The following is a 26,888-nucleotide window of genomic DNA, read 5'->3' as shown; positions in this document are numbered from 1 at the left end:
TGTAAAATGTAAGGATGTAAGATGGATGATGTTTGGTCTATTTCCATCGTTCATCATCCCTTATTCATTTTCGATAGCTGGAACTTTAGTTGATGTAAAATGTTGGGAGGTAAGATGGGTGATGTTTTGGTCTATTTCCATCGTTCATCATCCGTCATTCATTTCCGATAGCTAGAACTTTAGCTGATGTAAAATGTAAGGATGTAAGATGGATGATGTTTGGTCTATTTCCATCGTTCATCATCCCTTATTCATTTTCGATAGCTAGAACTTTAGCTGATGTAAAATGTTGGGAGGTAAGATGGATGATGTTTTGGTCCATTCCATTATCCATTATCCCTCATCCATTTTCCATCCTTAGTGCCATTCATCCCTATAAACAAACTTCGGCATATGCCATTCGAAGCGGATAGAAAGTAACCTTAATGTTAATCCAATAATAGCAGCTGTAATGGTAGCCAGCATTTCGCTTCCGTGAAAATGTTCTATGCCGATATAGACCGCACCGGTAACGATTGCTGCACTGGCATAAATCTCTTTTCTGAAAAGAAAGGGAACCTCATTACAAAGTACATCACGAAGTACGCCGCCTGCACAACCGGTAATCATTCCGCTAAAAAGTACAATTAAATAAGGCAGGTGAATTTGCTGCGCAACCTGACAGCCAATAATGGTGAAAACCACCAAGCCTAAAGCATCAAGGTAAAGAAAGAGTTTTTTGAGTTTGGTCATAATGGAGGCAATAAATGCAGCGAGTAAGGCCGCTACTGCAGTAATCACCAAATATTCCGGATGTTCTACCCAGCTCATCGGGTAATGGCCAAACAATACATTTCTAACTGTTCCGCCACCCAATGCTGTAACCCAGGCGATAATACAAACACCAACCCAATCCATGTCACGTCGGCCGGCAGAAAGTGCTGCGGTCATGGCTTCAGCTGTTATAGCAATAATGTAGAGGATGTGGAGCATTCGATTGGTTAACTGTTTGAATGGGTTAATCGGTTAACTGATAAATTGTTGAATGGTTAAATTGCTGACTGCAAACAGCCAATCAAAATTCTTTTGCTTTAGATCCTGAAACAAGTTCAGGAGGACGAGACTAAAGGAAGATAACTTAAACGCTAAACGCCCAGCGCCATACGCTAATCCTTCTTCTCTTCCTGGATAATCACGAAAACATCTTCATTGTCTTTTTTCATGAAGTATTTTTCGCGGGCAAATTTTTCAGCGGTATTGAGGTTGGTATTCAGCTCGTTTAAATCTTTTTTAACCTGGGCAGTCTCTTTCTCGAAATATTCCTTCTCTTCCTGCAGTTTATTCGCCTGGCTGCGGTATTCGTACTGCGACATCATATCGTTTTTATCGAAAAATAGCATCCACATCGCAAAAGCGACAGTAGCAAGGAAATATTTGTTGCGGAAAAGATCTATTAAACGTTTCATATATTTCTCAAAAAATCGTCATTGCGAGGTACGAAGCAATCTCAAAGCAATAAGTTTTTATCAGTCAAGCTCAAGGTAGTAAGATTGCTTCGTGCCTCGCAATGACGTAAATGTAAATAAAAACATCCGAAGATTTAAAATCTCCGGATGTTTTACAAATAAGTTTTTCAACTTGTTAACACCCCAAACCCCTAAAGGGGCTTTTGGCATTATTCTTAGTCCCCTTTAGGGGATTTAGGGGTTATTTTTTAGCGTATTTGAATTTTGAACCGATGAAACGAGCGTTTTCACCCAATTCTTCTTCAATACGTAATAATTGATTGTATTTTGCAATCCTGTCTGAACGTGATGCAGAACCGGTTTTAATCTGTCCGCAGTTTAATGCAACAGCTAAATCAGCAATCGTAACATCTTCTGTTTCGCCAGAACGGTGACTCATTACCGAAGTATAACCACTGTTTTGCGCTAAAGTTACTGCATTGATGGTTTCAGTTAAAGAACCAATCTGGTTAACTTTTACTAAGATTGAGTTAGCGGTATCTTCGTCGATACCACGTTGTAAACGCGTAACGTTAGTTACAAATAAATCATCACCAACCAATTGAACATGGTCACCAATTTTATCTGTTAAGCTTTTCCAGCCAGTCCAGTCGTTTTCATCCATACCATCTTCAATAGAGATAATTGGATATTTTGCAGAAAGATCTGCTAAATATTGTGCCTGCTCTTCGCTTGAACGAATTACGCCAGTTGCGCCTTCAAATTTGGTATAATCATATTTACCATCTTTGTAAAACTCAGATGAAGCACAGTCTAAAGCTAAACAGATTTGAGAGCCTGGTTTGTAACCAGCGGTTTCAATTGCTTTTAATACTGTTTCAATAGCATCTTCAGTACCATCGAAAGTTGGTGCAAAACCACCTTCATCACCTACTGCAGTAGATAAACCTCTATCGTGAAGAATTTTTTTCAAGCTATGGAAAACTTCAGTTCCCCAACGTAAAGCCTCAGAGAAAGAAGGAGCACCAACTGGCATAATCATAAATTCCTGAAATGCGATAGGGGCATCAGAGTGAGAACCACCGTTAATGATATTCATCATCGGGATTGGTAAAGTGTTTGCATTAACACCACCAATGTAACGGTATAATGGCTGGCCGATTTCATCAGCAGCAGCTTTAGCAACCGCTAAAGAAACGCCTAAAATTGCGTTAGCACCTAAGTTACCTTTGTTTTCGGTACCATCTAGGTCCAACATGATTTTATCAATTGTATTTTGCTCAAAAACATCAATACCTCTTAATGCATCCGCAATTTTAGTATTTACATTTTCTACAGCTTTTAAAACACCTTTACCTAAATATGTAGATTTATCACCATCACGTAATTCAACAGCCTCATATTGTCCAGTAGATGCACCGCTTGGTACAGCAGCACGGCCAAAAGCGCCTGCTTCTGTTACAACTTCTACTTCTACTGTTGGATTGCCTCTCGAATCGAGAATTTGTCTGGCATGGACATTAACGATTATGCTCATTTTTATTTAATTTTTTGTTGATTTTTTAATCTGCTTAGTGTACAAAGTACAATTACTAAGCGCAACATCAAAGTTAGTATATTTTTTAAATAAATAAAGCCTTTTGAGGGTTAATGTTATGATAGTTGTTCAAGTTAACCAACGGTTAATTTTAAGTTAATATTGGCTATCTGTAATGCCGGATGAAAGTCGTCATCTCGACTGAAGCACAGTCCCGAATTTTCGGGAGAGAGATCTATGTACAATATCATGCAGATAGATTTCTCCGCTACGGTCGAAATGACGATTCTTTATTTTTTAGCTTCAGCCAATAATTGAGAATTTAAGCGTATATATTCATCTACTTTTGCTTCAGTTGCTAAAGCTAGGCCCGCTTTAGCGCTAGCTTCTGCACCGGCTTTATCACCCATTTTTAGTTGAATGCGGCCTTTCCAGTATTTAAACCATGGGGCTTTCATATCCGATTTTTCTACTTCACTCATCCATTCTAATGCAGTTTTTAAATCTTTTCCATTTTGGTAATAGTACATTGCTGCATTATAGTATGGCTTTTTTTCGCCTTTCATCGCTTCAGCAATATTGGCCATCACTTTTTCATCAATAGAAGTCGTAATATTAATGGCAAAGGCATTGTTCTCCCACATCATATTTAACGTTGCAGAAGTTTCGCTAACAGCCGAAAATTGCATGGTAAGAGTTTCCACTTTATCCTTTAAAGCTATTGTTTTTACTTTTACACGTAGTGCATCACCACTTTCTTTATACTCGTAGGCACCCCATTGATTAGCGGTTTTGTTAAAAATAACGGTCCATTCATTTTTATCAGGTATGCTGAATAAAGCATATTCGCCGGCTGGCAAGTCTTTCCCTTCAATTTTAACATCATCGGTAAATTTAATACGTGTAGCGGCGTTTGCTCCTGTACGCCAAACCACGCCCATGGGTTCCATGCCACCAAATATTTTTCGGCCCTTTACATTCGGACGGGAGTAGGTTAAAGTGATTTTGCCTAATCCAAAATCCTGGATAATGGTTTGCCCGCTACTGGGTTGCGGTATTTTTAAATCCTGTGCGTTTGCTAAATCTACCACACCTAATAGCATGATAAACAGTGCTGTAATTTTGTTGAATAATTTCATTGCTTTGTTGTTTTTGGTTTGTACTAATTTACGCAATAAGCTTCGGCTTTAACAAAATGTTTTAATGTTGTTCTGAGCTGAGCTGATGTTTCCTGAATCCAAAAATTAATTCATCAAAATATTCCCCGTTTTTAAAAATGGTTCCTTTCAACTCCGCCTCGAAAATAAAACCTGCTTTTTTTAAAACCTGTTGCGATGCTAAGTTTACATGAGAAGTACGTGCAAAAATCCTTTCAATATCAAATGTTTCGAAACCATACCTCAACATTTCTTTAACAGCAAGTGGAACGATGCCCTTGCCCCAAAAATCTTCAGCAATCCAGTAGCCGATTTCTGCACTTTTACTATAGATATCAGTCAGTTGATGTACGCCTATCGACCCAATTACTTCATTATTGACTACAATGGCTTTGATTTGCAATGGTTTGTGACTTAAGGCCAGTTGAATAAAAGCTTCGCCATCTTTTTTTTCATAAGGGAAAGGGAATTTATTGGTTAAGTTTTTCGAAATATTAAAATTATTGGCGTATTTAACCAAACTTTCAAGATCACTGGCTTGGTAAGGGCGTAAAACTAATTGCATCGTATCTAATTTTATCGGGATAAATAAGGCCTGTAACTTTTGATTAAAAATAAAGTCAGAAATAAAATGATTTTATGTTATACTTCAATCAGTTTGAAAAATCTTATTTCAATCATCTTGTTTTAAAGATAGATAATATTAAAATTCCTGAAGGTATTTTCTGGATAAAAGGCAGTAATGGATCAGGAAAAAGCAGGCTGCTGAAAGCAATTGACGGAATAATTTAAATACTCAAGTTTTGTGCTGATACTACTTTAGCGCGTCTAATACGTTGAATAACTTCTTATTAATTCCACTTCCGCTATAATTATTGATGTTGATCACTACAACGTATTTATTCCCTGCAGCATCGGTATGGTAACCGGCAAATGCCGAAACATCATTTATGGTTCCGCTTTTAATTTTCATGCCATTGTATTCTGGCAAAGCTTTATAGAAATCAGGAAACCAGTTTTCCTTTTGGATTTGGAAAAGTACACTGGCCATTGCCGAAGTTGTTATTCTATCGCCTGGAGAGAGTCCGCTGCCATCAATGATGTTGAGGGCCGTTTTATCGATGCCCTTATCCGCCCAGAAATTGATCTCGGTTTCAGCACCTTTACTTGTTGTAGCTGCCTTGCCCGATTTTATTGCAATGGTTTTTAAAAGTGTTTCGCCATACAGGTTAATGCTTTTCTTTAAAAACCAATAAGTGATTTCGCTTAAATTTGGAGAGCTTATGGTGTTTATCTTTTGTGTAACTGAAGGAATTACCTGATTGTTTAACAGCATTAACCGGGCTGTAGTGGCTGGCTGGTTTGTTGAAATGCCCAATCTTTGCAGGGTATCCTGCAAACGGTATGCGCAATCAAAAGCAGGGTCGGGTAGGGCAACTGATATTCCCGATTTTGCAATGCCCATGCCCCAGCTGCCGCGGATATAAGCCGTATTACTATAAGGAGGCAAGAAAGCATAAGCGCGGTCACCAGATCCCGAGCTACCCGTTTTTAATTCATTTACCAGCTGCACATAAGGAGTAGCGGGAACTGTTTTTACAATTTTTACTTCATCCGATGTGTTACTTCCAGGTTTTAAATGGATGTCGAATTGATTTTCGCGCCAGGCTAAACCAGAAGTTCCGGCACCATAATAATTGCCAATATCTTGCCAAACCCAACCTTCGGGTGTAGTTTGGGTACCGAAAATGCGATCGTCACCAATTACTGCACCTTCAATTTTTTTAATCCCTGCCGATTTTATGGCAGCAACCCATTGCGTTAAAACCGCATTTTCTTTGTTTTGATAACGCCATGATCCCAATGTTGGGTCGCCATTGCCAATAATGATCAGATTTCCTTTTAATATGCCATCTGTAGTAATTGTTCCGGTATAGGCCAGCGTGGTTTGAAATTGAAAATCCTTTCCTAAAATACTGAAAGCAGTGGCCGCAGTAATGGTTTTTAGGGTAGAAGCGGTAGCCAGTCCAATTTGCTCATTTTTAGCAAATAATGTTTTTCCGCTATTGGCATCTAAAACACAAAGTGAGACAATGGCATGTTTGGCCTGTTCATCATTTAATAAACTATTGAAAGCTTTTTCGAGGTTCTGAATTCTATTTTGAGCAATTGTAGCAATTGCTGAGAAAACGAATAGGATTAATAATTTGATAAATTTCATTTTTTATTGGCAAAGATTATATCAGAAAGCTGGTATAATTAGATTTATTTATAACGTGTGTTTCATTGGTGTTGTATGCATCTAAAAAGGTTGATGGAAACCTGACTTTTTTATTTTCGTTCCATTTGATTTCTATCGCATTAATTTTTCCATCAATTTCTTCTATTAAATCAATTTCCTGCTGTTGAAAACTACGCCAAAAATAATATTTCGCATGCTTTCTTTTATTGTTACTGGCCTTTATATATTCTGAAACGATATAGTTTTCGAAAAGCTGACCAGCATCCTGTCGCAATCCGAGCATACTGAAATTTTCAATTACTGCATTGCGAATCCCCGTATCGTAGAAGTATATTTTTTTGCTCTTCTTTATTTCGTTCCGGAGGTTACTGCTGTATGCACCTAACCTGAATACAACAAAACACTGTTCTAATAGATCGATGTAACGCTCAACGGTTAGTTTATCTGCTTCAATCATTTGGCCAAGCTCTGTGTACGATACCTCATTACCAATCTGCAACGCTAAGGCTTGTACCAATTTTTCGAGTTGCAAAGGTTTTCTAATGCCTGTAAGCGATAAAATATCTTTAAAAAGATAACTATTGGTTAAGTTCAGCAATAACTCTTTTTCTTCCCCTGGATAATTGATGGCATCAGGATAAGAGCCATAAATCAATCTTTTTTCTAATGCCTGTTCTTCTGCAAGCAGGTTTGTATCTTCAACAAGCTCTGCTACTGAAAATGGAAAGAGGTGATATTCAAATTTTCTTCCGGTTAATGACTCTTTGATGCCAACGGCCAGATCTAAAGATGAAGAACCTGTAACCAAAAGTTGTACATGGGTAAAATTATCGACTATTAATTTTAATGTTAAACCAATATTTGTAACACGTTGTGCTTCGTCGATAAAAATAAATTTATTCGATCCAACAATTGATTTTAGCCGTTCGATGCTGATATCTGTTAGGGTTGCGCGGACGTTAGCTTCGTCGCAGTTTAGGAAAACAAAAGGTAATCCTGTTTTATCGACCAGCTGTTTTAGCATAGTGGTTTTACCTACCTGCCTTGCGCCTGTAACTATAATTGCCTTTTGTTTAAAAAACTTAGATTCAATATGGGTTTGCAAACTTCTAATGATCATTTCATGATATCATTTTCGATAACAAATATAATCAAATTTAAAGCTAATCTCCTTTTTATATATAATTTAGTGATTACAATCTCTTTTTTATATATAATTTAGTGATTACGATCGCTGTTTTATATGTTTAGCTGAGTTATCCATTAAACAATTTATTGCGTTTAATTTCTTTTCCCTGTCTGAGTTTTACAGCGTGATAAATAGTAGGCACATCATTTGTCCATTTTTTCAGGGTGAAAACAATGGCAAGTATTTCTAATCTGGTGGCCAGACCAATCCAAAGGCAAAGCTCAAATAACAACACTGATTCGCAATGCACCATAATTTCGACCAGGGTAGCAAATAAAATTAAGGTCCAAATTTTGGCGCCGATAGAATGGGTGGCAATTTCCTTTTTAAATTTGATGTAGCTTAAAGCATAAGTTGAGGCCTCAAAAGCACCGAGTACAATCAGTTTTACCAGGTTGGCCTTAAAGAAATCGGGGCATTGAAGATAAGTCGCTACTGCAACCGAAATGAAAAATACCTGGTCTATGCCGGAATCTAAACGGCGTAACTTTTCGGAAGAGATATTGAGCTTTCTGGCAATTATTCCGTCGAAAACATCGGTTAATAAACCGATCGATAATAATGTAATCGCAAGAAAAGAATAGTGATTGGCATGGAAAAGGCTAAGTAAAATAATCCCGAAACCAATTAATAACCTGGCGTAAATTAAAGCAATGGGGATATGTTTCATGATTGGAGCGCGCATAAAAAAGCCCCGATAAATCGAGGCTTTTATTTAAATTTATTGATTAAACCAATTCTTTTTGAATCAGGTATTCGGCAATCTGAACGGCATTGGTTGCAGCACCCTTGCGTAAGTTATCGGCAACAATCCAAAGGTTTAATGCTTTTGGTGCCGACTCATCTCTGCGGATACGGCCTACAAAAACTTCATCTTTTTCATGCGCATCTTTTGGCATTGGATATTTTAGGTTGGCAACATCATCAACAACGATTATGCCAGGTGATTTTTCTAAAATACTACGCACTTCAGCTAAATCGAAATCATTTTCAAACTCGATGTTTACCGATTCTGAGTGACCGCCCATTACCGGGATACGAACCGTAGTCGCGGTAACTTTAATGCTATCGTCGCTCATGATTTTGTTGGTTTCCTTCACCATTTTCATTTCTTCTTTGGTATATCCGTTTTCCATGAAAACATCAATATGAGGAAGAACATTTAAATCAATTTCGTACGGATAAGCTTTAGGACCATCAACGCCTTTACGCTCATTCATTAATTGTTCAACTGCTTTAACACCTGTACCGGTAACCGATTGGTAAGTAGAAACCACCACACGTTTAATTTTGTATTTATCGTGCAAAGGTTTTAAAACCACAACCATTTGAATGGTAGAACAGTTTGGGTTAGCAATGATTTTGTTATCGATAGAAAGCTCGTGAGCATTAACTTCCGGTACAATTAATTTAATTGCAGGATCCATTCTCCAGGCAGAAGAATTATCAATAACCGTGGTTCCCGCTTCTTTAAACCGTGGAGCATGCTCTAATGAAGTATTTCCACCTGCAGAAAACAAAGCGATATCTGGTTTCATGCTGATTGCAGTATCCATGCTAACAATTGGGAACTTCTTACCCTTAAAAGTAATTTCCTTACCAACACTCTTTTCTGATGCTACGGGAATCAACTCTGTTAAAGGGAAATTTCTTTCCTCCAATACTTTTAACATGACAGTGCCTACCAATCCGGTGGCACCTACTACTGCTACTTTCATTTTAAATTTTAATTATATATTATTAAACATTTGATATAAGTCCAAATATGCTAAAAATTAAGCTTATATCCCCATTGTTACCAATTAAATTTGCTTTTAATATTTAAAATCTTACTTTTTCAATAGAAAATAAGGCTTGGAGTATAAAGTTTTGGGCAGTAAAAAACCACATTAAAAATTGTCGTTCTTTGTTTTGGAAAGCAGGTTCCTGTGCCTATCGGTTGCGAAGGCCCTGCTATCACTATAATCTTTTTAAACAATAACGGTCAAAATTTATAATCGTTGCAATTAAAAAGTATTGCCGTTCTATCAGGTTTAAATAACTGAGGGCAGTCTTTCTAATAATAGAGGAAATTTTAATTCGGTAAATCCGCGTTAGGGATTGTAAGGGTTTAGTGCCAATTTTTTATTGGTACCGGAGCAAAGCCTAGCCCTGAAAAGCCCGACCCTTTTCCGTATTTCAGGGGAAAGGGTAACGCCCAAATCAGTTTGCCATTAGAAATTCTTTTTTTATAACCCTCGCAGATTCAATTCGGTGTAATAGCCTTAATGAGGACCATGCCGTTTAAAAAACTGCGAGGGTTAGTAAATTAAATCAAATTAGCTTTAATATAATCGCAGCTTGTTTTGATCGAACCAACCGGATCAGGTTGATAATTGGTTTCGTGTTCTACAAAAAAGTGTTGCATACCAGATAATTTTGCCTGGGCAAAAATGCTTTTAAAATCAATAGCACCTTTGCCAACTTCAGTATTCCATTCTGGTTTGGCTTTGTCCATATCTTTCACATGCCACATTGGGAAACGGCCCGGGTATTTTTTAAACAAGGCTAAAGGATCGTTACCTGAGCGTACTACCCAGTATAAATCCATTTCGAAATTTACCAGGTTTTTATCAGTTTCGCTTAAGTAAACATCGTAACCAGTGGTATCACCTAATTTTTTAAATTCGAAATCGTGGTTGTGGTAAGCGAATTTTAAACCTGATGCTTTTGCAATTTCAGCAACCTTATTAAAATCATCAGCCGTTTTCTTAAAACCATCTACACCTTTGCTCTTATCTACATGTGCACCAGCAATGGTAAAGAATTTACCACCAATGGCTGCTGAAGATTCGATATCGGCTTTTAACTTGTCGGTTTTTCCGGTTCTTGAAAATTCATCCATTCCATAATGACCGCTTGGTGCTTTTAAACCGTTCGCATTTAATAAAGCTTTAAATTCTTTTGGCGTTAAGCCCCAGAATTTTCCATTAGCAAAACCATAAGTTTCTACTTCCTTATAGCCGGCTTGTGCTACTTTTTCGATGATGCCTTTTACATCTTTTGGCAGTTCATTACGTAAAGAGTACAATTGTAGACCAATATTTTTATTTACTTTATCAAAAGCAAACGACGGAATTAACAATGCCGCTCCGGCAGCTAATCCTGCCTGTTTTAAGAATGTTCTTCTTGAATTCATCTCTTAAATTTAAATAATTTCTTTTTTAATATATGCGCAGCTTGCTGCAACAGATTCCATCGGGTTTGGCTTGTAATTGGTTTCGTGCTCTACAAAGAAGTGTTTCATGCCCGAAAGTTTTGCATCCGCAAAAATAGGTTTGAAGTTAATAGAACCTGTTCCTACTTCTGCATTTAATGCCGGATCTGCTTTATCCATATCTTTAACATGCCACATGGTAAAACGGCCTGGATTTTCTTTAAATAATTTGATCGGATCGTTACCTGAGCGTACAACCCAATATAAATCAAGTTCAAAATCAACAAGGTTTTTATCGGTTCCTTTTAACAGGATTTCGTAACCAGTGGTATCACCTTGTTTCTCGAATTCGAAATTGTGGTTGTGGTAAGCTAACCTGATACCCGCTTCTTTCGCCAGTTTTCCGGCTTCGTTGATTTTAACTGCAATTTTTTTGTAGTCCTCAGCACTTTTTCTGATGCTTTCATCTAACCATGGAATGGTTACATATTCACTTCCCAGCACTTTAGCTGCTGCAATTGCCGCCTTTAATTCCTCCGTGTTTCCATCGGTTAAATAACTGCCTAAGCCATAGTGACCGCTTGGCGCAGTTAATCCGTTGTCATCAAGCAATTTTTTAAATTCGGCTGGTGTTAAGCCCCAAAACTGATCTTTTATAGAAAAACCATAAGTTTCAACCTCCTTAAAGCCAGCTTTAGCTACTTTAGCCAATGTTCCTTTTACATCTTTCGGAAGCTCATCCCTTAAAGAGTATAATTGCAAACCCACTAATTTTTTATCGTTGGCTACACAAGCGAAGGATGGAACCAAAAGTGCTGCAGCTGCAGCCATACTCGTATTTAAAATAAAATTTCTTCTTGATAACATAGGTGTATTTTTTTAGATGTCGCAAATAGAAACTGCCTTTTTTAAAGAGGCTAATTTGTCAGCATTTTTAGGTATAAATTCTTGTGCAACGAAACCTTTAAAGCCAGTTTCGGCAATGGCTTTCATGATTGCAGGATAATATAGTTCCTGCGTATCATCTATCTCATTTCTACCCGGAACACCGGCGGTGTGGTAGTGGGCGATATACTGATGGTGATCTCTGATGTTTCTGATTACATCTCCTTCATCAATCTGCATATGATAGATATCGTATAACAATTTGAAGTTTTCAGATCCTAAACGTTTGCAAAGCTCGGCGCCCCATGAAGTTCTATCACATTGGTAATCTTTATGATTAACTTTGCTGTTTAACAATTCCATTACCAATACAACATTGTGCTTTTCGGCCAAAGGGATTAACTGTTTCAATCCTTTTACACAATTGTTCCAACCGGTTTCATCATCTTTACCACGACGGTTTCCGCTAAAACAAATTAGGTTTTTGTATCCGGCTTCGGCAACAAGCGGAATCATTGCCGTATAGTTTTGAATTAACTTTTCGTGGAATTTTTCGTCGTTAAAACCATCCACTAAATTAATCTCTGCACCATTACACATGGTCGATACTAATCCATGTTTTTTTAAAGTCGGCCAATCTTTTGGTCCAACTAAATCTATGCCTGTAATACCGATTTTTTTAGCTTCAACACAAAGTGTTTCTACATCTAAACCGCTAAAACACCAGCGGCAAACGGCATGATTAATATTTCCTTTTAGCCTTAATGGCTGATCTGATTCTGATTTATCCATTGCTAATGCTGAAAATCCTGAAGAAACACCAATCGCAGCGGTTCCTGCGATGATGTTCTTTAAAGCATTTCTTCTATCCAGTTTTGAAGACATAATTATATCGTGTTAGCTTCAGTAACAGGTTTATTTTTATCGCTGAAGAATAATAAGAATAACAGCGCAACTAATCCTGCTATACCTGCTGGAATAATCCATATGCTTTGCCAAATATGGCCACCTTCTACAACATATTTATTAACTACCATACCTGATATGATCGAACCAATTAACATACCGACACCGTAAGTTGCCAAGGTAATAAAACCTTGAGCAGCACTTTTGAATTTTTCTCCGGCTAATCTGTCAGTATAAATTTGTCCGGTAACAAAGAAAAAGTCATAGCAAATGCCATGAAGAACAATTCCACCGATCAGCATCCAATAGTTTGAATCTGCATTTCCAAATGCAAAGAAAAGGTAACGAACTACCCACGCAATCATACCAATCGCCAGCATCTTTTTTACGCCAAGACGAGCAAAGAATAAAGGCATTAATAACATAAATAGGGTTTCCGAAACCTGACCTAATGATTGAACTCCTGCTGCACCTTTCATTCCAACTTCATTAAGAAACGGATTGGTGAAATTGTAGTAGAAAGCCAGTGGAATACAGATAGCAACAGATGCTAAGAAGAATAAAAGATATGATTTGTTTTTTAACAGGCCAATTGCATCTAAACCAATGATTTCTCCAAAAGTTGTTTTTTCACCTTTTTTAACTGGGGGAGTGTTCGGTAAAAAGAAACTTAACAATCCTAGAATGATTGAAGCAACGGATGCCATTTTGAATGTAAACACCAAATTGCCGCTCTGTTCCCAGTTTAACCACCCAATTACCAATCCGGCAATAATCCATCCAATAGTCCCGAATACCCTGATTGAAGGAAATTCTTTTCCAGGATCTTTCATTTGTTTAAAGGAGATTGAGTTTACTAACGCCAACGTTGGCATGTAAGCAATCATATACCCTAGGATAAATGGGAAAAAACTATCAAAATTTAAAGATGTTCCTGCAACCCATAAAAGTGCACCTCCAACTAAGTGTAGTACACCTAATACTTTTTGTGCAGAGAAAAATTTATCTGCGATTAATCCGATGATAAATGGTGCAATTATAGCACCTAATGATTGTGTACTATAAGCTGAACCAATTTGTACATCGTTTGCTAATAGATTTTTACCAAGGTAAGTTCCCATGGTTACAAACCAGGCGCCCCAGATAAAAAATTCCAGGAACATCATGGCAGAGAGTTTAAAGCGAGTAGTGTTATTCATTTGGTTTATATAAGGTTTTAAGGTTAAAGGTATAGGGTGTAAGGTTAATGCGAAAGCGGGTAAACTTTATGCTTCCCCGCCCGCAAACTCAAATATATGGTTAAAGCTAAAGAAAAGAAACCTTCAGCCTTCTACCTTACGCCTTCAACCTGATTTATAGTTCTTTAATAGAGATGTTTTTGTACCAAACTTCATCTCCGTGATCCTGTAAGGCAATTTTACCGGTTTTAAAAGTTCCCCAGTTTTCCCATGTTGCAAACTTGCTGCCTGCAACAATTTTTTTCCAGTTATCGTCCCAAAGGGTGGTTTTTACTATTTCAACACCGTTTAAAATTAATGTTAATTTGCCTTTTTTGCTAATGATTTCAGCTTTGTTCCATTCGCCAACAGCTTTAACGGGCTCTGATGAACTTTTTACCAGGTCGTATAAATCGCCTGCGCGGTGTTTTGTAATCTTTCCATCCGGGTGGCCATCGTTATCAATAACCTGCATTTCTAAACCTGTAGAATAGGTAGCGTGGTATTTAGGTTCTTCATGAACATAAAAAATTAAACCGCTGTTTGCTTTTGGAGCTACTTTCCACTCATATTTTAAATGGAAATCGCCATATTCTTTGTCGGTAACCAAATCACCGCCGCCATCTTTACCTTTGGTTGCTAAATCTAAATGCAGGGCACCATCCTGAACCTGCCAGGCGCTGCCAACAGTAGTTTTGTTGTAAGTATGCCAGCCTGTTGTTGTTTTACCATCAAAAAGTGGCTTAAAGCCCTTTTGAGCTTTTGATATTTGTGTTACCGCTAACAAGATGCAAGCAGAAAGAAAGATTTTTTTCATTTTTTTTAAATAAAACCTGATGGGATTTAAAACCGATCAGGTTAGGATAATTAAAGAGTTAAATTGTTCCAGCCTTTACGGTATTCGCGTTTTACAAACTGGTTTGCTTCGTCAAAATTGGTAACTTTCATATTGTCGTTATCCCAAAGCATTTTAGTATACCGGCCTGGATAAGTAGTCTTACCATTTACCGTTTTTTGGATATCGAAACTTCTGATTGCCAGATTCGCCATCAGTAAAGCTTCTGTTAAGGGACCTGCAATTTCGAAAGGCGAACTTACTTCCTGTTTGCCATAACCCGCAATTGCGGCTTCAACCCATTGTTTATAGTGGCCATTTGCGCCATCTGGTACACGCGTGTATTTTGGCGCCACTTTAATGTCTTTGTTTTTACTTAATGGCAATAATTTTGGGTTTGCACTATAAGTTTCAGACATCATTTTACCTTTAGTTCCGATAAACAAGGTACCATTACCACCATCGCCAAAAGTTTCGTTTGCTTCTAATTCTTCAGGGCGTTCGGGCTGGATACCACCGTCCATCCAGTGTAGCGTGACATCACCTTTGGTTTTATTCGTTTTCGGGAATTTTAAGGTCACATGGCTTGATGGCGGGCAGCTTTCAGGGAAATAACCGCGTTTAAATTCATCTACATAAACAGAGCCAACACTCGCCTCAACCTCTTTTGCATATTTTAAGTTTAATACGCTGAAAGGCGCTTCGATCAAGTGACAGCCCATGTCGCCCAGGGCACCAGTACCATAATCCCACCAGCCACGCCAGTTAAAAGGCACCAATTTATCTATGAAATCTTTTTCAGGCGCAGTACCTAACCATAGGTTCCAATCTAATTCTGCAGGAATTTCGGCTTTTTTTGTTGGGCGGGGAATGCCTTGTGGCCAAACGGGTCTATCAGTCCACGCGTAAACGGTGTGTACATCGCCAATTAAACCAGCTTCGTACCACTCTTTCATTTGGCGCGGGCCATCATTTGATGCACCTTGATTTCCCATTTGGGTTACCACTTTATATTTTTTTGCGGCTGCGGTTAGAATACGCGCCTCATAAATATCATGTGTTAAAGGTTTTTGCACATAAACGTGTTTACCCAATTGCATCGCTGCTAAAGCCTGGATGGCATGGTTATGATCAGGAGTAGAAACAGACACAGCATCGAAATTTTTATGTTCCTTATCTAACATTTCGCGCCAGTCTTTATAGTATTTTGCTTTAGGGAAAGCTTTAACACTATTTGCTGCACGGCGATCGTCTACATCGCATAAAAAAGCAATGTCTGCTTTTCCGCTTTTGTAAAACATATTTAAATCGCTTTGGCCTTTTCCGCCAACACCAATGCCGGCAACCAATAAACGATCGCTTGGTGCTAAATAACCGGGTCCACCTAAAACATGGCGGGGCACGATCATAAACGCAGCAGCGGCAATAGCTGTGGTCTTAATAAAATCACGGCGGTTACTCGTGTTTTTATTTTCTTGCTCTGTTTTCATCTGTAGTAAATCGATTTGCTAATTTGGTTAAAATTATTTTTTTAGGGATAAAATGTACTTTACCATTAATTTTGCATCGTCTTTTTTAAGTGTAGCATGAGCAGTCATTGGCATGTTGCCCCAAACGCCTGTTCCACCTTTAATAATCTTATCGGCTAACATGTTGATGTTTTTCTCGGTAGCCGGATATTTTTTTGCAATTTCTACGTAAGCCGGACCAATAATTTTGTTGGTCTTGTTATGGCAACCCAGACAGTCTGATTTATTGATCAGTTTTTCTCCCGGATTGGATTGAAAAGCAGCATGCTTTGTCATTGTTGCTGTTGCAACTACAGTTTTCTCTCTCGATAAATCAGCCTTTGAAAACGACGCCATAAAAATGACTACGGCGCCTAAAATTAAAAATGTTTTTTTCATGTGTGTTTTGTTATTCTTATAATCCTAATATTCTTTTATTGAAAGCGCTATCACTACCCGATGCTGCAAAATCGTCAAATGCTTTATCGGTTACATTAATGATATTGTTTTTGATAAATGCTGCGCCTTCGCGGGCACCATCTTGTTGGTTTTTAATACAGCATTCCCATTCCATAACGGCCCAACCTTTAAAATCATATTGCGCCAATTTACTAAAAATGGTTTTAAAATCAACCTGACCATCACCTGGTGAGCGGTAACGACCAGCACGGTTTGCCCAACTCTGGTATCCACCAAAAGTGCCTTGTTTGCCTGTAGGGTTAAATTCTGCATCTTTAACATGGAAGGCTTTTATGCGTTCGTGGTAAAAATCGATGTACTGAATGTAATCCAATTGTTGCAACACAAAGTGAGATGGGTCATACAATAAGCATGCCCTAGGATGATTATTTACTGCAGCGAGGAACATTTCGTAAGTTTCGCCATCAAATAAATCTTCGCCAGGATGTATCTCGTAGCAAATATCAACGCCACATTGGTCGAATTCGTTTAAGATGGGCGTCCAGCGTTTTGCCAATTCTGCAAAACCTTCTTCAACCAATCCCGCCGGGCGTTGTGGCCAGGGGTGGAAATATTGCCACAATAATGAACCACTAAATGTGGCATGGGCATTTAAACCTAAGTTTTGAGAGGCTTTAGCCGCATATTTCATTTGTTGCACAGCCCACTCTGTTCTTGCTTTTGGGTTTTTGTGTACTTCTTTTGGTGCAAAGGCATCAAACAGATCATCGTAAGCAGGGTGCACCGCAACCAGCTGACCTTGTAAGTGTGTAGAAAGTTCAGTAATTTCTAAGCCATAAGAAGCGATTTTCCCTTTCAGTTCATCAGCATAGGTTTTGCTTTCAGCAGCCTTTTGCAGATCAATAAATCTTGCATCTAAGGTTGGCATCTGAATGCCTTTAAAACCTAAACCTGCTGCCCATTCACAAATGCTGTCAAGGGAGTTAAATGGGGCTTCGTCGCTTATAAACTGTGCTAAAAATACTGCTGGTCCTTTTATCGTTGTCATGCTTGATTGTTATAATTTATAATCTAACCACTTTTGGTCTGATTGGCTGGAGGCCACTACATTTTCGATAAATGCCATACCTCTAATACCATCTTCAGTACCTGGAAAGTCTAACATTGCAGCCGTAGGTTGTTCGTTATTCAACTTTGCATCTACTGTTAATGCGAAATTTCTATAAATATTTGCAAATGCTTCCAAGTAACCTTCCGGGTGGCCACCTGGTGTACGGGTATTGTGCTGAGCGAAACTGCCCATGTAACCATTGCCTGTTCTGTAGATTTGAGCAGGGGCATTTAACCATTTCACAATTAAGGTGTTTGGTTCCATCTGGTGCCATTCCATACCACCTTTTTCGCCATAAACTTTAATTTTCAAAGCATTTTCTTCTCCGGCAGCAATTTGCGATGCTACCAGAACACCGTTAGCACCATTATCGAATTTTAACAATACGTTTCCATCATCGTCAATCGCTCTACCTGGAACAACAATATTTAAATCTGCACAGATTTTAGTGATTTTTAAACCAGTGATATATTCTGCCAAATGAGCGGCGTGTGTACCGATATCGCCCATGCTACCACTTTTTCCGGTTTTAGATGGATCGGTACGCCAGGCTGCCTGTGCATTTCCTTCACGCTCAGATAGGGTACTTAACCAGCCTTGAGGATATTCGACCATGATTTTTCTGATCGCACCCAAAGCACCTTCACTCACCATTTGTTTGGCTTGTTTAACCATTGGATAACCCGAGTAGGTGTGGGTTAAACATAATGTTAAGCCAGTTTCTTCTACTTTAGCTTGCAGCTGTTTTGCTTCTTCTAAAGTTAAGGTCATCGGTTTTTCGATGACTACGTTAAAACCTTTATCCAAAGCCATCATTGCAGGGGCAAAGTGAGCAAAATTTGGCGTAACGATGGTTACAAAATCGATTCTTTCATCTGCTGGCAATTCACTTTCCTTCGTCAGCATTTCTTCGTAATTGGTATAAATTCTGTTATCCGGAAGAAAAAGGAGTTTTCCAGATTCGTAGCCAATTTCAGGATTTACACTTAAAGCTCCGGCAGATAATTCAATAAGGCCGTCCATATTGGCAGCCAAACGGTGTACGGCACCGATAAAAGCGTCTTTTCCACCGCCTATCATGCCCATTCTTAATTTTCTTTTCATTTTTGAGGTATGGGGTATAGGGCTAAAGGCTTAGGGCATAGGGAGATTAAACCCTATACCTTAAACCTTTTACCTTAAACCTTTCTAGATATTCTTTTTCTTTAATTCTTTTACAGCGTAATCGCAGGCACGGGCAGTTAAAGCCATAAATGTTAACGATGGGTTTTGGCAAGCGATTGATGGCATACACGATCCGTCGGTTACAAAAACGTTATTTACTTCATGCATCTGGTTCCATTTATTCAATACAGAAGTTTTAGGATCGTTACCCATCCTTGCGGTACCCATTTCGTGGATCGCCATACCTGGATAACAGCCATTATCGAATGTTTTGATGTTTTTCATACCGGCCTTTTCTAACATTTCGGCAGCATCATTCATCATATCCACACGCATTTTTTTCTCGTTTTCTTTGTACTCGCAATCGATAGCCAATACGGGTTGTCCCCATTTATCTTTTTTGGTTTTATCGATGTATACCTTGTTTTCGTAATAAGGTAACATCTCTCCGAAACCGCCCAAGCCCATAGACCATTTGCCTGGGGTAGTCATTTTTTGTTTTAAATCGGCACCGAAAGATAATTCAGCCACATCACCTTGCCAGTTTGCCCTGCTTGCACCACCCTGATATCCAAAACCACGCAGGTAATCGCGTTTGTCGTTTCCGATATTCTGATACCTCGGGATATAAATTCCGTTTGCACGGCGTCCGTAAGTGTATTTATCGTCAAAACCTTCAGCTTCTCCAGATGCTCCGCAACGGAAATGGTGATCCATTAAATTGTGTCCTAACTGTCCACTTCCATTGCCCAACCCGTTTGGATGTGCTTCTGATGTAGAGTTTAACAAAACGAATGTTGAACCTAATGTAGAACCATTTACAAAAACGATTTTAGCATAAAATTCCATCGTTTTGTTGGTTTCAGCATCAATAACCATTACACCTTTAGCTTTTTTAGTGTCTTTATCATAAATAATATGATTTACGATAGAGTACGGCCTTAACGTTAAACGTTTAGTTGCCATAGCCGCAGGCAGGGTAGAAGATTGAGTACTGAAATATGCACCAAACGGACAACCACGGCTACATAAATTTCTGTACTGGCAATTGCCACGTCCTTTATGTGGCACAGTAAGATTGGCTACACGGCCAATCATCATAATCCGTTCTCTTTTATAATGTTCTTCGATACGTGCTTTTACCGATTTTTCAACAATGTTTAAATCCATTGGAGGTAAAAACTGTCCGTCAGGGCAGGTAGGCCAGTTTTCTTTCGAACCACTGATCCCTGCAAAACGTTCAGCATAATCGTACCATGGCGAAAGTTCTGCATATCGAACCGGCCAGTCGCTTCCATGTCCGTCTCTTGCGTTATCTTCAAAGTTATGATCACTTAAACGGTAACTTTGGCGACCCCACATTAACGATTTTCCACCCACGTGGAAACCACGGTACCAGTCGAAACGTTTATCTTCAGTATATGGACATTCTAAATCGTTTACCCACCATTTTTCGTTTGCTTCCTGGTAAGGATAATCTCTTTTTTGCACAGGGTGGGTACGTTTTTGCTCTTCGGTAAGTTTACCTGCATGTTTAAAATCCCAAGGATTTTTCATGGCCGTTTCGTAACCGGTGATGTGCTCGATGTTCATTCCTCTTTCGAGCATTAACACGCGTAAGCCCTTTTCAGTAAGCTCTTTTGCAGCCCAGCCGCCACTAATCCCCGATCCTATTACAATAGCATCGTAAGTGTTTTCTGCTTTTAAATTTGTATTTAAATTCATGATGTTTTGTTGTTGGAGTTAGAAATTAGGTTGCCCAGGATTTTTGACCTGGTTTTAATGGTGCATTGCCATCATACCGGCCTGGAATAAGCACATATTCGCGTGCTTTGGTGCAACCAATTTCTGAAGAATAATAACCGAGTAAGGTTAAATCTCTTGCGGTAATAAAAAAGTAAGCTAAATCTTTATTCTCTTCTGATTTGCTCTCTTTTTGGGCAAGCGCAATGGCCCTTAAATCGATCATTAGTTTTTTACGCTCAGCTGGTGTTAAAGTGATATAATTTTTTCCGAAATCTTTCTTTGATTTAGCCTGAAGATCTTTAAAACCTTGTGCAAATGAGGTTTGCATTGCCGCAGGATAACAATCTTTCATCATCATTGGAATAAATTTTCCTAAGCCTGCAGCTTTGGCACCAGCAGATGATTTGGTCGTCGGGACAATAATATCAGCAAATTCAGCAAAAATCTTTTCGTCTTCCAATGAATAGAGGACAAAGTTCTTTTCGTTTTCCGGGAGCGTAAAACTTTCAAATAAAACGCCCATTGTACTTGCCGAGATTGCTCCTCCCAGCAAAAATGCAACGTTTTTGAGTGCTTCTCTTCTGTGCATCGTCTTTATGATTTTATATATTGGTTACTTATGTGTTGAATTAGTAATATTAGAAAAAATATAACGGAAAGATTAATTTTTTACAGTTAAATTATTGATACGCAACGTGATTGTTACTCCGAATAATTATTCTAAATAAGTAGTTTTTTATAGCTCTATTGTTGTTTAAAGCGGGTTTTTGTCGTCATTTTACTTGGTGTAAAAAGTACATTTAGTACAGGTAAGCATATTATTTACTAATAAATTTAAAAACGCCCGTTTTTTAGGGAAAAAATTAGTCGAAACCCGATTTTTTTTGAAGTAATTATAGCTTTTGGTTATACACCGGTAATGGTGTAATTCAGCTCATTTGATGGCGCTGAAATTATGGACTTATATCAGGAGAAATGGCAGGATGAAAGTTTGGGATGATAGATATGAGTTATGATTATCCGGATGTTCATAACTGAAGTTATACACTAAGTATAAATATTTTATTGCCTTTTATCTCATTTTTTTACCTTTGCTCAATCTCAAAAAAATTATGCAAGAAAAAATTGTTGTTTTAGGCTCTAACGGGCAAATTGGTACCGAGTTGGTAACCATGTTACGTAAAATATATGGTGATGATCATGTAGTTGCATGCGATATACGCAGGCCGGATTATGATATCAAAAACTCTGCACCGTTTGAATTTGTGAATGTACTTGATAAAGAAATGATCAATGGTATTTTTCATAAATACAGACCAACACAGGTTTACCTTTTAGCGGCTTTATTATCGGCCACAGGAGAGCAAAATCCAAAGCTAGCCTGGGATTTAAATATGAATGGCTTATTGAATGTTTTAGATTTAGCTTTAGAATATAAAACTGCAAAAGTATACTGGCCAAGTTCTATTGCGGTATTTGGTCCGAATTCGCCAAAAGATAATACCTCACAATATTGTGTAATGGATCCGAATACTGTTTACGGAATCAGTAAACTGGCAGGAGAGCGCTGGTGCGAATATTATAACCAAAAATACGGATTGGATGTTCGTAGTATCCGTTATCCGGGATTAATCAGCTGGAAAGCTGCCCCAGGTGGTGGAACTACAGATTATGCGATCCACATTTTCCACGATGCATTGAAAAAAGGGAGTTATCAGAGTTTCTTAAGTGCAGATACAGAATTACCAATGATGTATATGGATGATGCCATCCGCGGTACAATTGAGCTGATGGATGCACCGGCAGATCAGATTTCGGTGCGCAGCAGCTATAATTTTGGTGGAGTAAGTTTTACACCTGAGGTTTTGGCTGCCGAAATCAGAAAACATATTCCGGAATTTACATTAACTTACGGCGCTAACGATCCTCGTCAGCAAATTGCAAATAGCTGGCCGCGTTCTATCGACGATAACTATGCAGCAAAAGATTGGGGATGGAAACCAGAATTCGATTTATCGAAACTGACAGCAGATATGTTAAAAAATTTAAAAAAATAATATAAAGGTAGAGGGTTGGAAGGTTGAAGGCATAAGGTCTCATATCTCAAATCTTATATCTCAATACTACAAAATGGGAAGAGCATTCGAATTTAGAAAAGAGAGAAAATTTAAGCGTTGGGCCAAAATGGCGGTTCAGTTTACGCGTATTGGTAAAGATATCGTAATGGCGGTTAAGGAATCAGGACCTCATCCGGAAACCAACTCCCGTTTACGTACGGCTATGCAAAATGCGAAAGCCGTTAACATGCCAAAAGATCGGGTAGAAGCTGCAATTAAGCGTGCATCTGATAAATCGATGGCCAACTATGAAGAAATTGTATACGAAGGTTATGCGCCACACGGTGTAGCCGTTTTAATTGAAACTGCTACTGACAATACCAATCGTACGGTTGCCAATGTTCGTAGTTATTTTAATAAAACTGATGGCTCTTTGGGTAAAACCGGATCACTGGATTTTATTTTTAACCGCAAATCTATTTTCCGTTTCGTACCTGCAGAAGGTTTAGACCTGGAAGAATTAGAATTCGAATTAATTGATGCTGGTTTAGAGGAACTTTATGTAGAGGCCGATGAAGAAGGCAATGATATTGCTGTTGCGCAGGGCGCATTCGAAAACTTTGGCTCTTTGCAAAAAGCATTAGAGGAGAAAGGTATCGAGTTAAAAAGTTCAAAATTAGAGCGTATTGCTTTATCTCATCACGAGGTTACAGAAGAGCAAGCTGCTGATGTTATGAAATTGATCGATAAGCTGGAGGAAGATGATGATGTGCAGGCCGTTTACCATAATATGGCGGAGTAACATCAATTGAATAATTTACAAGGGCTTAAAGATTTTTCTTTAAGCCCTTTTTTTGTGCAATTATCGTCATGCTGAACTTGTTTCAGCATCTATCTAAGAAAGACCCTGAAATAAATTCAGGGTGACGATCGAAAGGAAACCTGCGAGGTTTAATTAATCTACTATTTCTTGTGCGAAAACAACCAGCTTAACAACTCCGGTTCGGCAAAGGCGCTGTCCCAGCTATTGTGGTTGGCGTTTGGATACAGGGTAAACTTCACCTCATCGCCAACCGTTTTCAAACGTTCGGCAATGGCAATAGAAAAAGCCGGATCAACAACATCATCTTTTGCACCATGAAAAATCCATAAGGGTATTTTCTGGTATTTTTTAATGTTGTTGGTATTGTCTCCACCACAAATGGCAATGGCTGCGGCAAATTTACGGCGTTCTCTTCTTAACAATTCGTAGGTACCCATTGCGCCCATTGATAAACCGCCTACATATACCTGTTTTTTATTAACATAGGGTTTATTAAGGAAGTTTTTAACCATTCCCTGCAGCGCATGCATAATTTTGGTGGGTTTGCCACCCTCTACAAAACTGATTCTTCTTTTGCCTTTGGCATCTCTCTCAAAGTTGGCATTTGCCCAAAAATCGTTTGATGGGCATTGTGGGAAAACCACAATAGCAGGGAAATTTTTGCGTAGATCATTTTTTAAAAACAATTTTCCACCGTGTACGAGTTGACTGGCATTATCATTCCCTCTTTCGCCACTTCCATGGAGGAAGAAGATGATTGGATATTTTTGGTCGGGATTAAAATTCTCGGGAAACAGAATTCTGTAGTAAATAGAATCCTTTCCTTTGATGTAGCTTCCCTTGTCGTATTTTTTTAAGTCTTGAGCGTTTAAAAAGAGTACAGAAAAAAGAATGCAGATAGTTAGAATAATCTTTTTCATCTGTTTAAGATTGTTTTAATGGTAATGAAGCGATCATCATTTGTTATTACCGTGTGTTGTTTGATAAATTATGATGGTTTCATTTAACAAAAATAGAAAACCCTGGCTATTTTACAATAGCACAGGGTTTATAACCAAACCTAATTGTCTTTATTTCAGCGTAAAAGATGTTTCTTTTACATCGCGTGAATTTGTTCCTATAAATACTTTAAAATCGCCGGGTTCTGCAACGAATTTTAAATCAGCATTGTAAAATTTAAGATCGTTTTCGGAAATATTGAAAGTGATGGTTTTACTTTCTCCGGCTTTTAAATTAATTTTCTGGAAACCTTTTAGCTCTTTAACCGGGCGGGTAATGCTTCCAACAAGATCCTGAATGTATAATTGAACAACCTCTTTACCCTCATATTTCCCAGTATTACTTAACGTAACCGATGCGGTGATCGATTTTCCTTTGCTTAATGTATTTGCGCTCAGTTTAACATCACTGTAAGTAAATGAGGTATAGCTTAAACCAAAACCGAATGGATATAGAGGATCATTGCTTACATCTAAATAGTTGGAACGGAATTTTTCGAACCATTTGCCTTCAGCCAAAGGTCGACCGGTGTTTTTATGTGCATAGTATAATGGTACCTGACCCACGTTTTGAGGGAAAGTGGTACTCAATTTGCCAGAAGGATTTACATCACCAAAAAGTACATCAGCAATTGCATTTCCTGCTTCACTACCGGGGAACCATACATTTAAAATAGCCGGGATATTTTCCTGTTCCCAGTTCAAGGCTAAGGGACGGCCCGTAAACAATACCAATACCACTGGCTTGCCTGTTTTAGCCAAAGCTTTTAACAGGTTTTTCTGTGTTTCGGGAATCTGGATGTCGGTAACACTGCTACTTTCGCCTGTAAACTCAGAACCCTCACCAATGGTAGCTACAATCACATCCGATTTTTTGGCCACTTCTAAAGCTTCTTTAATCATTTCAGCTTCTGTGCGTGGGTCGCGTTTGTAGGTAGGGTTGTGGATGTTTACATAACGGTGTTCCATGGTAGAATCTGCTAAAAAATTAGCCCCGCGTGCGGTTAAAATCTTCGCCTTATCTCCAATCACATTTTTTAAACCTTGAAGTACTGTTACCGATTGATCAAAAAGCGCAGCAACACTCCAGGTACCATACATGTTGGCCGTGTTATCTGCCAATGGGCCAATTAAACCGATTGTACCTGATTTTTTTAACGGAAGTACATTATTTTTGTTTTTTAATAACACAAAACTTTCTGCTGCAATTTCGCGTGCAACCTGACGATTGGCTGGACTAAAAACCTCTTTTTCTGCTCTTTCTGTGTTGCAGAATTTATAAGGATCAGCAAATAAACCCAGTTTATATTTGGCCTGAAGCACCAAGCGGCAAGCCCTGTCTATCTGTGTGATGCCAACTTTTTTCTCTGCTAATGATTTTTTTAGCGTACCCAGAAAGCCTTCGCCTACCATATCCATATCAATGCCTGCATTTAGAGCCAGGGCAGAAACCGTTTGTAAATCGCCCATGCCGTGTGCAATCATTTCAGGAATACCGGTATAATCGGTTACCACAAAGCCTTTAAAACCCCATTGATTGCGTAAAACATCGGTCATTAACCATTTGCTACCAGTTGCAGGGATGCCATCAACCTCATTGAAAGAGGCCATAATGCTGGCTGCACCAGCATCAACAGCGGCTTTGTAAGGTGGAAAATATTCGTTGTACATGCGCACTTTGCTCATGTCGGTGGTATTGTAATCTCTACCGGCCTCGGCTGCACCGTAAAGCGCATAGTGTTTTACGCAGGCTAAAATTTCGTTAGTGGCCTGGAGTTTTCCTTGATAACCTTTTACCATGGCGGCAGCAATTTGCGAACCTAAATAAGCATCTTCGCCACTTCCTTCTGAAATGCGGCCCCAGCGTGGATCTCTCGAAATATCAACCATAGGAGAGAAGGTCCAGTTGATACCACTTGCACTGGCTTCTATTGCGGCAACCCTGGCCGATTTTTGTACGGTATTCATGTCCCATACACAGCTCATGCCCAATGGAATTGGGAAAACCGTATTGTAACCGTGGATCACATCCATTCCAAAAAGTAAAGGAATTTTCATGCGGCTGTTTTCTACTGCAATTTTTTGAACTGCCTTTATCTTATCTACACCTTTGATGTTAAATAATCCACCTACCTGTCCCTCTCTGATTTTTTTAGAAATGTCGCTGCTGTTGGCTTGTCCGGTCGTGATATCGCCAGAACTAGGCAGGTTCAGCTGACCAATTTTTTCATCAACAGTCATTTTCGCCATGAGGTTGCTGATGAAAGTATTCATCTTTGCCTCTTCTGTCGAAACAGGTTTTTTGGTTTGTGCTGATCCGTTCAGTACAAGCAGGGTTAAAAAAACAACCAGGATATTCGCTCTCTTCATTATGTGTGTATTTTATTCTTTTATTAAATGCTGGCGCTCGTTTCCAGCGAGTGCCTAATCACTTTACGATTTCATCGGGTTA

Annotated in this window: 25 protein-coding genes; 3 read left to right on the top strand and 22 right to left on the bottom strand. The window is 38.7% G+C overall.

Features of this window, described 5'->3' with window-relative positions; genetic code table 11:
* Positions 1–357 precede the first annotated feature (357 nt).
* The 5 genes from AC07YT_RS12425 to AC07YT_RS12405 form a co-directional block, all read right to left on the bottom strand.
* Entirely contained in the window at positions 358–972 is a 615-nt protein-coding gene (locus AC07YT_RS12425) for a trimeric intracellular cation channel family protein (RefSeq protein WP_086547503.1), read from the bottom strand.
* Between the two features lie 173 nt (positions 973–1,145).
* Entirely contained in the window at positions 1,146–1,445 is a 300-nt protein-coding gene (locus AC07YT_RS12420; protein ID WP_025145767.1) for an FtsB family cell division protein, read from the bottom strand.
* A 241-nt stretch (positions 1,446–1,686) separates the two neighbouring features.
* Positions 1,687–2,982: a phosphopyruvate hydratase gene (gene eno, locus AC07YT_RS12415; protein WP_086547502.1), complete on the bottom strand. Its 1,296-nt coding sequence runs from the start codon at positions 2,980–2,982 to the stop codon at positions 1,687–1,689.
* 290 nt (positions 2,983–3,272) lie between these two features.
* On the bottom strand, positions 3,273–4,121 hold the full coding sequence (locus AC07YT_RS12410; RefSeq protein WP_086549396.1) for a DUF2911 domain-containing protein: 849 nt from the start codon (positions 4,119–4,121) through the stop codon (positions 3,273–3,275).
* A gap of 61 nt (positions 4,122–4,182) precedes the next feature.
* Positions 4,183–4,704, bottom strand: a complete 522-nt coding sequence (locus AC07YT_RS12405; RefSeq protein WP_086547501.1) for a GNAT family N-acetyltransferase — start codon at positions 4,702–4,704, stop codon at positions 4,183–4,185.
* 74 nt (positions 4,705–4,778) lie between these two features.
* Between AC07YT_RS12405 and AC07YT_RS12400 the strand changes: the two genes are divergently transcribed.
* Positions 4,779–4,931 (top strand): ATP-binding cassette domain-containing protein, encoded by a 153-nt coding sequence (locus tag AC07YT_RS12400; protein ID WP_494945334.1) that lies wholly within the window; start codon positions 4,779–4,781, stop codon positions 4,929–4,931.
* 22 nt (positions 4,932–4,953) lie between these two features.
* Here AC07YT_RS12400 and dacB read toward each other — a convergent pair whose 3' ends face one another.
* From dacB to AC07YT_RS12325, 15 genes are all read right to left on the bottom strand, one after another.
* Entirely contained in the window at positions 4,954–6,360 is a 1,407-nt protein-coding gene (gene dacB / locus AC07YT_RS12395) for a D-alanyl-D-alanine carboxypeptidase/D-alanyl-D-alanine endopeptidase (protein ID WP_086547500.1), read from the bottom strand.
* Between the two features lie 16 nt (positions 6,361–6,376).
* Entirely contained in the window at positions 6,377–7,501 is a 1,125-nt protein-coding gene (locus tag AC07YT_RS12390; protein WP_086547499.1) for an ATP-binding protein, read from the bottom strand.
* 136 nt (positions 7,502–7,637) lie between these two features.
* A complete protein-coding gene (locus AC07YT_RS12385) occupies positions 7,638–8,240 on the bottom strand; it encodes a CDP-alcohol phosphatidyltransferase family protein (protein WP_086547498.1) in 603 nt (200 codons plus the stop codon).
* 58 nt (positions 8,241–8,298) lie between these two features.
* Positions 8,299–9,288, bottom strand: a complete 990-nt coding sequence (locus AC07YT_RS12380; protein ID WP_086547497.1) for an aspartate-semialdehyde dehydrogenase — start codon at positions 9,286–9,288, stop codon at positions 8,299–8,301.
* A gap of 590 nt (positions 9,289–9,878) precedes the next feature.
* On the bottom strand, positions 9,879–10,748 hold the full coding sequence (locus tag AC07YT_RS12375; protein ID WP_086547496.1) for a sugar phosphate isomerase/epimerase family protein: 870 nt from the start codon (positions 10,746–10,748) through the stop codon (positions 9,879–9,881).
* A 9-nt stretch (positions 10,749–10,757) separates the two neighbouring features.
* Positions 10,758–11,633, bottom strand: a complete 876-nt coding sequence (locus AC07YT_RS12370) for a sugar phosphate isomerase/epimerase family protein (protein ID WP_086547495.1) — start codon at positions 11,631–11,633, stop codon at positions 10,758–10,760.
* Between the two features lie 12 nt (positions 11,634–11,645).
* Entirely contained in the window at positions 11,646–12,536 is an 891-nt protein-coding gene (locus AC07YT_RS12365; protein WP_086547494.1) for a hydroxypyruvate isomerase family protein, read from the bottom strand.
* A 2-nt stretch (positions 12,537–12,538) separates the two neighbouring features.
* Positions 12,539–13,756 carry a nucleoside permease gene (locus tag AC07YT_RS12360; protein WP_086547493.1) on the bottom strand — a complete coding sequence of 406 codons (1,218 nt, stop codon included), beginning with the start codon at positions 13,754–13,756 and terminating at the stop codon, positions 12,539–12,541.
* Between the two features lie 154 nt (positions 13,757–13,910).
* A complete protein-coding gene (locus AC07YT_RS12355; protein ID WP_086547492.1) occupies positions 13,911–14,591 on the bottom strand; it encodes a 3-keto-disaccharide hydrolase in 681 nt (226 codons plus the stop codon).
* Positions 14,592–14,641: 50 nt separating this feature from the next.
* Entirely contained in the window at positions 14,642–16,099 is a 1,458-nt protein-coding gene (locus AC07YT_RS12350; protein WP_086547491.1) for a Gfo/Idh/MocA family protein, read from the bottom strand.
* A 33-nt stretch (positions 16,100–16,132) separates the two neighbouring features.
* Positions 16,133–16,516: a c-type cytochrome gene (locus AC07YT_RS12345; protein WP_086547490.1), complete on the bottom strand. Its 384-nt coding sequence runs from the start codon at positions 16,514–16,516 to the stop codon at positions 16,133–16,135.
* Positions 16,517–16,532: 16 nt separating this feature from the next.
* On the bottom strand, positions 16,533–17,585 hold the full coding sequence (locus AC07YT_RS12340; protein WP_086547489.1) for a sugar phosphate isomerase/epimerase family protein: 1,053 nt from the start codon (positions 17,583–17,585) through the stop codon (positions 16,533–16,535).
* Between the two features lie 9 nt (positions 17,586–17,594).
* The gene (locus AC07YT_RS12335) at positions 17,595–18,752 is read right to left on the bottom strand and encodes a Gfo/Idh/MocA family protein (RefSeq protein ID WP_086547488.1); all 1,158 of its coding nucleotides are present in this window, start codon (positions 18,750–18,752) and stop codon (positions 17,595–17,597) included.
* 84 nt (positions 18,753–18,836) lie between these two features.
* Positions 18,837–20,537: a GMC oxidoreductase gene (locus tag AC07YT_RS12330; RefSeq protein WP_478359641.1), complete on the bottom strand. Its 1,701-nt coding sequence runs from the start codon at positions 20,535–20,537 to the stop codon at positions 18,837–18,839.
* A gap of 25 nt (positions 20,538–20,562) precedes the next feature.
* The gene (locus tag AC07YT_RS12325; protein ID WP_086547486.1) at positions 20,563–21,147 is read right to left on the bottom strand and encodes a gluconate 2-dehydrogenase subunit 3 family protein; all 585 of its coding nucleotides are present in this window, start codon (positions 21,145–21,147) and stop codon (positions 20,563–20,565) included.
* 523 nt (positions 21,148–21,670) lie between these two features.
* On the opposite strand from AC07YT_RS12325, the gene AC07YT_RS12320 reads away from it, so the two are divergent.
* Positions 21,671–22,615 (top strand): NAD-dependent epimerase/dehydratase family protein, encoded by a 945-nt coding sequence (locus AC07YT_RS12320; RefSeq protein ID WP_086547485.1) that lies wholly within the window; start codon positions 21,671–21,673, stop codon positions 22,613–22,615.
* A gap of 73 nt (positions 22,616–22,688) precedes the next feature.
* The gene (locus tag AC07YT_RS12315; protein WP_086547484.1) at positions 22,689–23,417 is read left to right on the top strand and encodes a YebC/PmpR family DNA-binding transcriptional regulator; all 729 of its coding nucleotides are present in this window, start codon (positions 22,689–22,691) and stop codon (positions 23,415–23,417) included.
* A gap of 161 nt (positions 23,418–23,578) precedes the next feature.
* Here AC07YT_RS12315 and AC07YT_RS12310 read toward each other — a convergent pair whose 3' ends face one another.
* Together AC07YT_RS12310 and bglX are read right to left on the bottom strand one after the other, a co-directional pair.
* Positions 23,579–24,358, bottom strand: coding sequence for a carboxylesterase family protein (locus tag AC07YT_RS12310; RefSeq protein WP_086547483.1), 780 nt, complete (start codon positions 24,356–24,358; stop codon positions 23,579–23,581).
* A gap of 150 nt (positions 24,359–24,508) precedes the next feature.
* Positions 24,509–26,806 carry a beta-glucosidase BglX gene (bglX, locus tag AC07YT_RS12305; RefSeq protein ID WP_086547482.1) on the bottom strand — a complete coding sequence of 766 codons (2,298 nt, stop codon included), beginning with the start codon at positions 26,804–26,806 and terminating at the stop codon, positions 24,509–24,511.
* Between the last annotated feature and the right edge of the window lie 82 nt (positions 26,807–26,888).

This window comes from Pedobacter sp. GW460-11-11-14-TSB4, from assembly GCF_059423705.1.
Note: the sequence above shows the minus strand (reverse complement) of the source record. Positions and strands in the feature narration are given on the sequence as shown.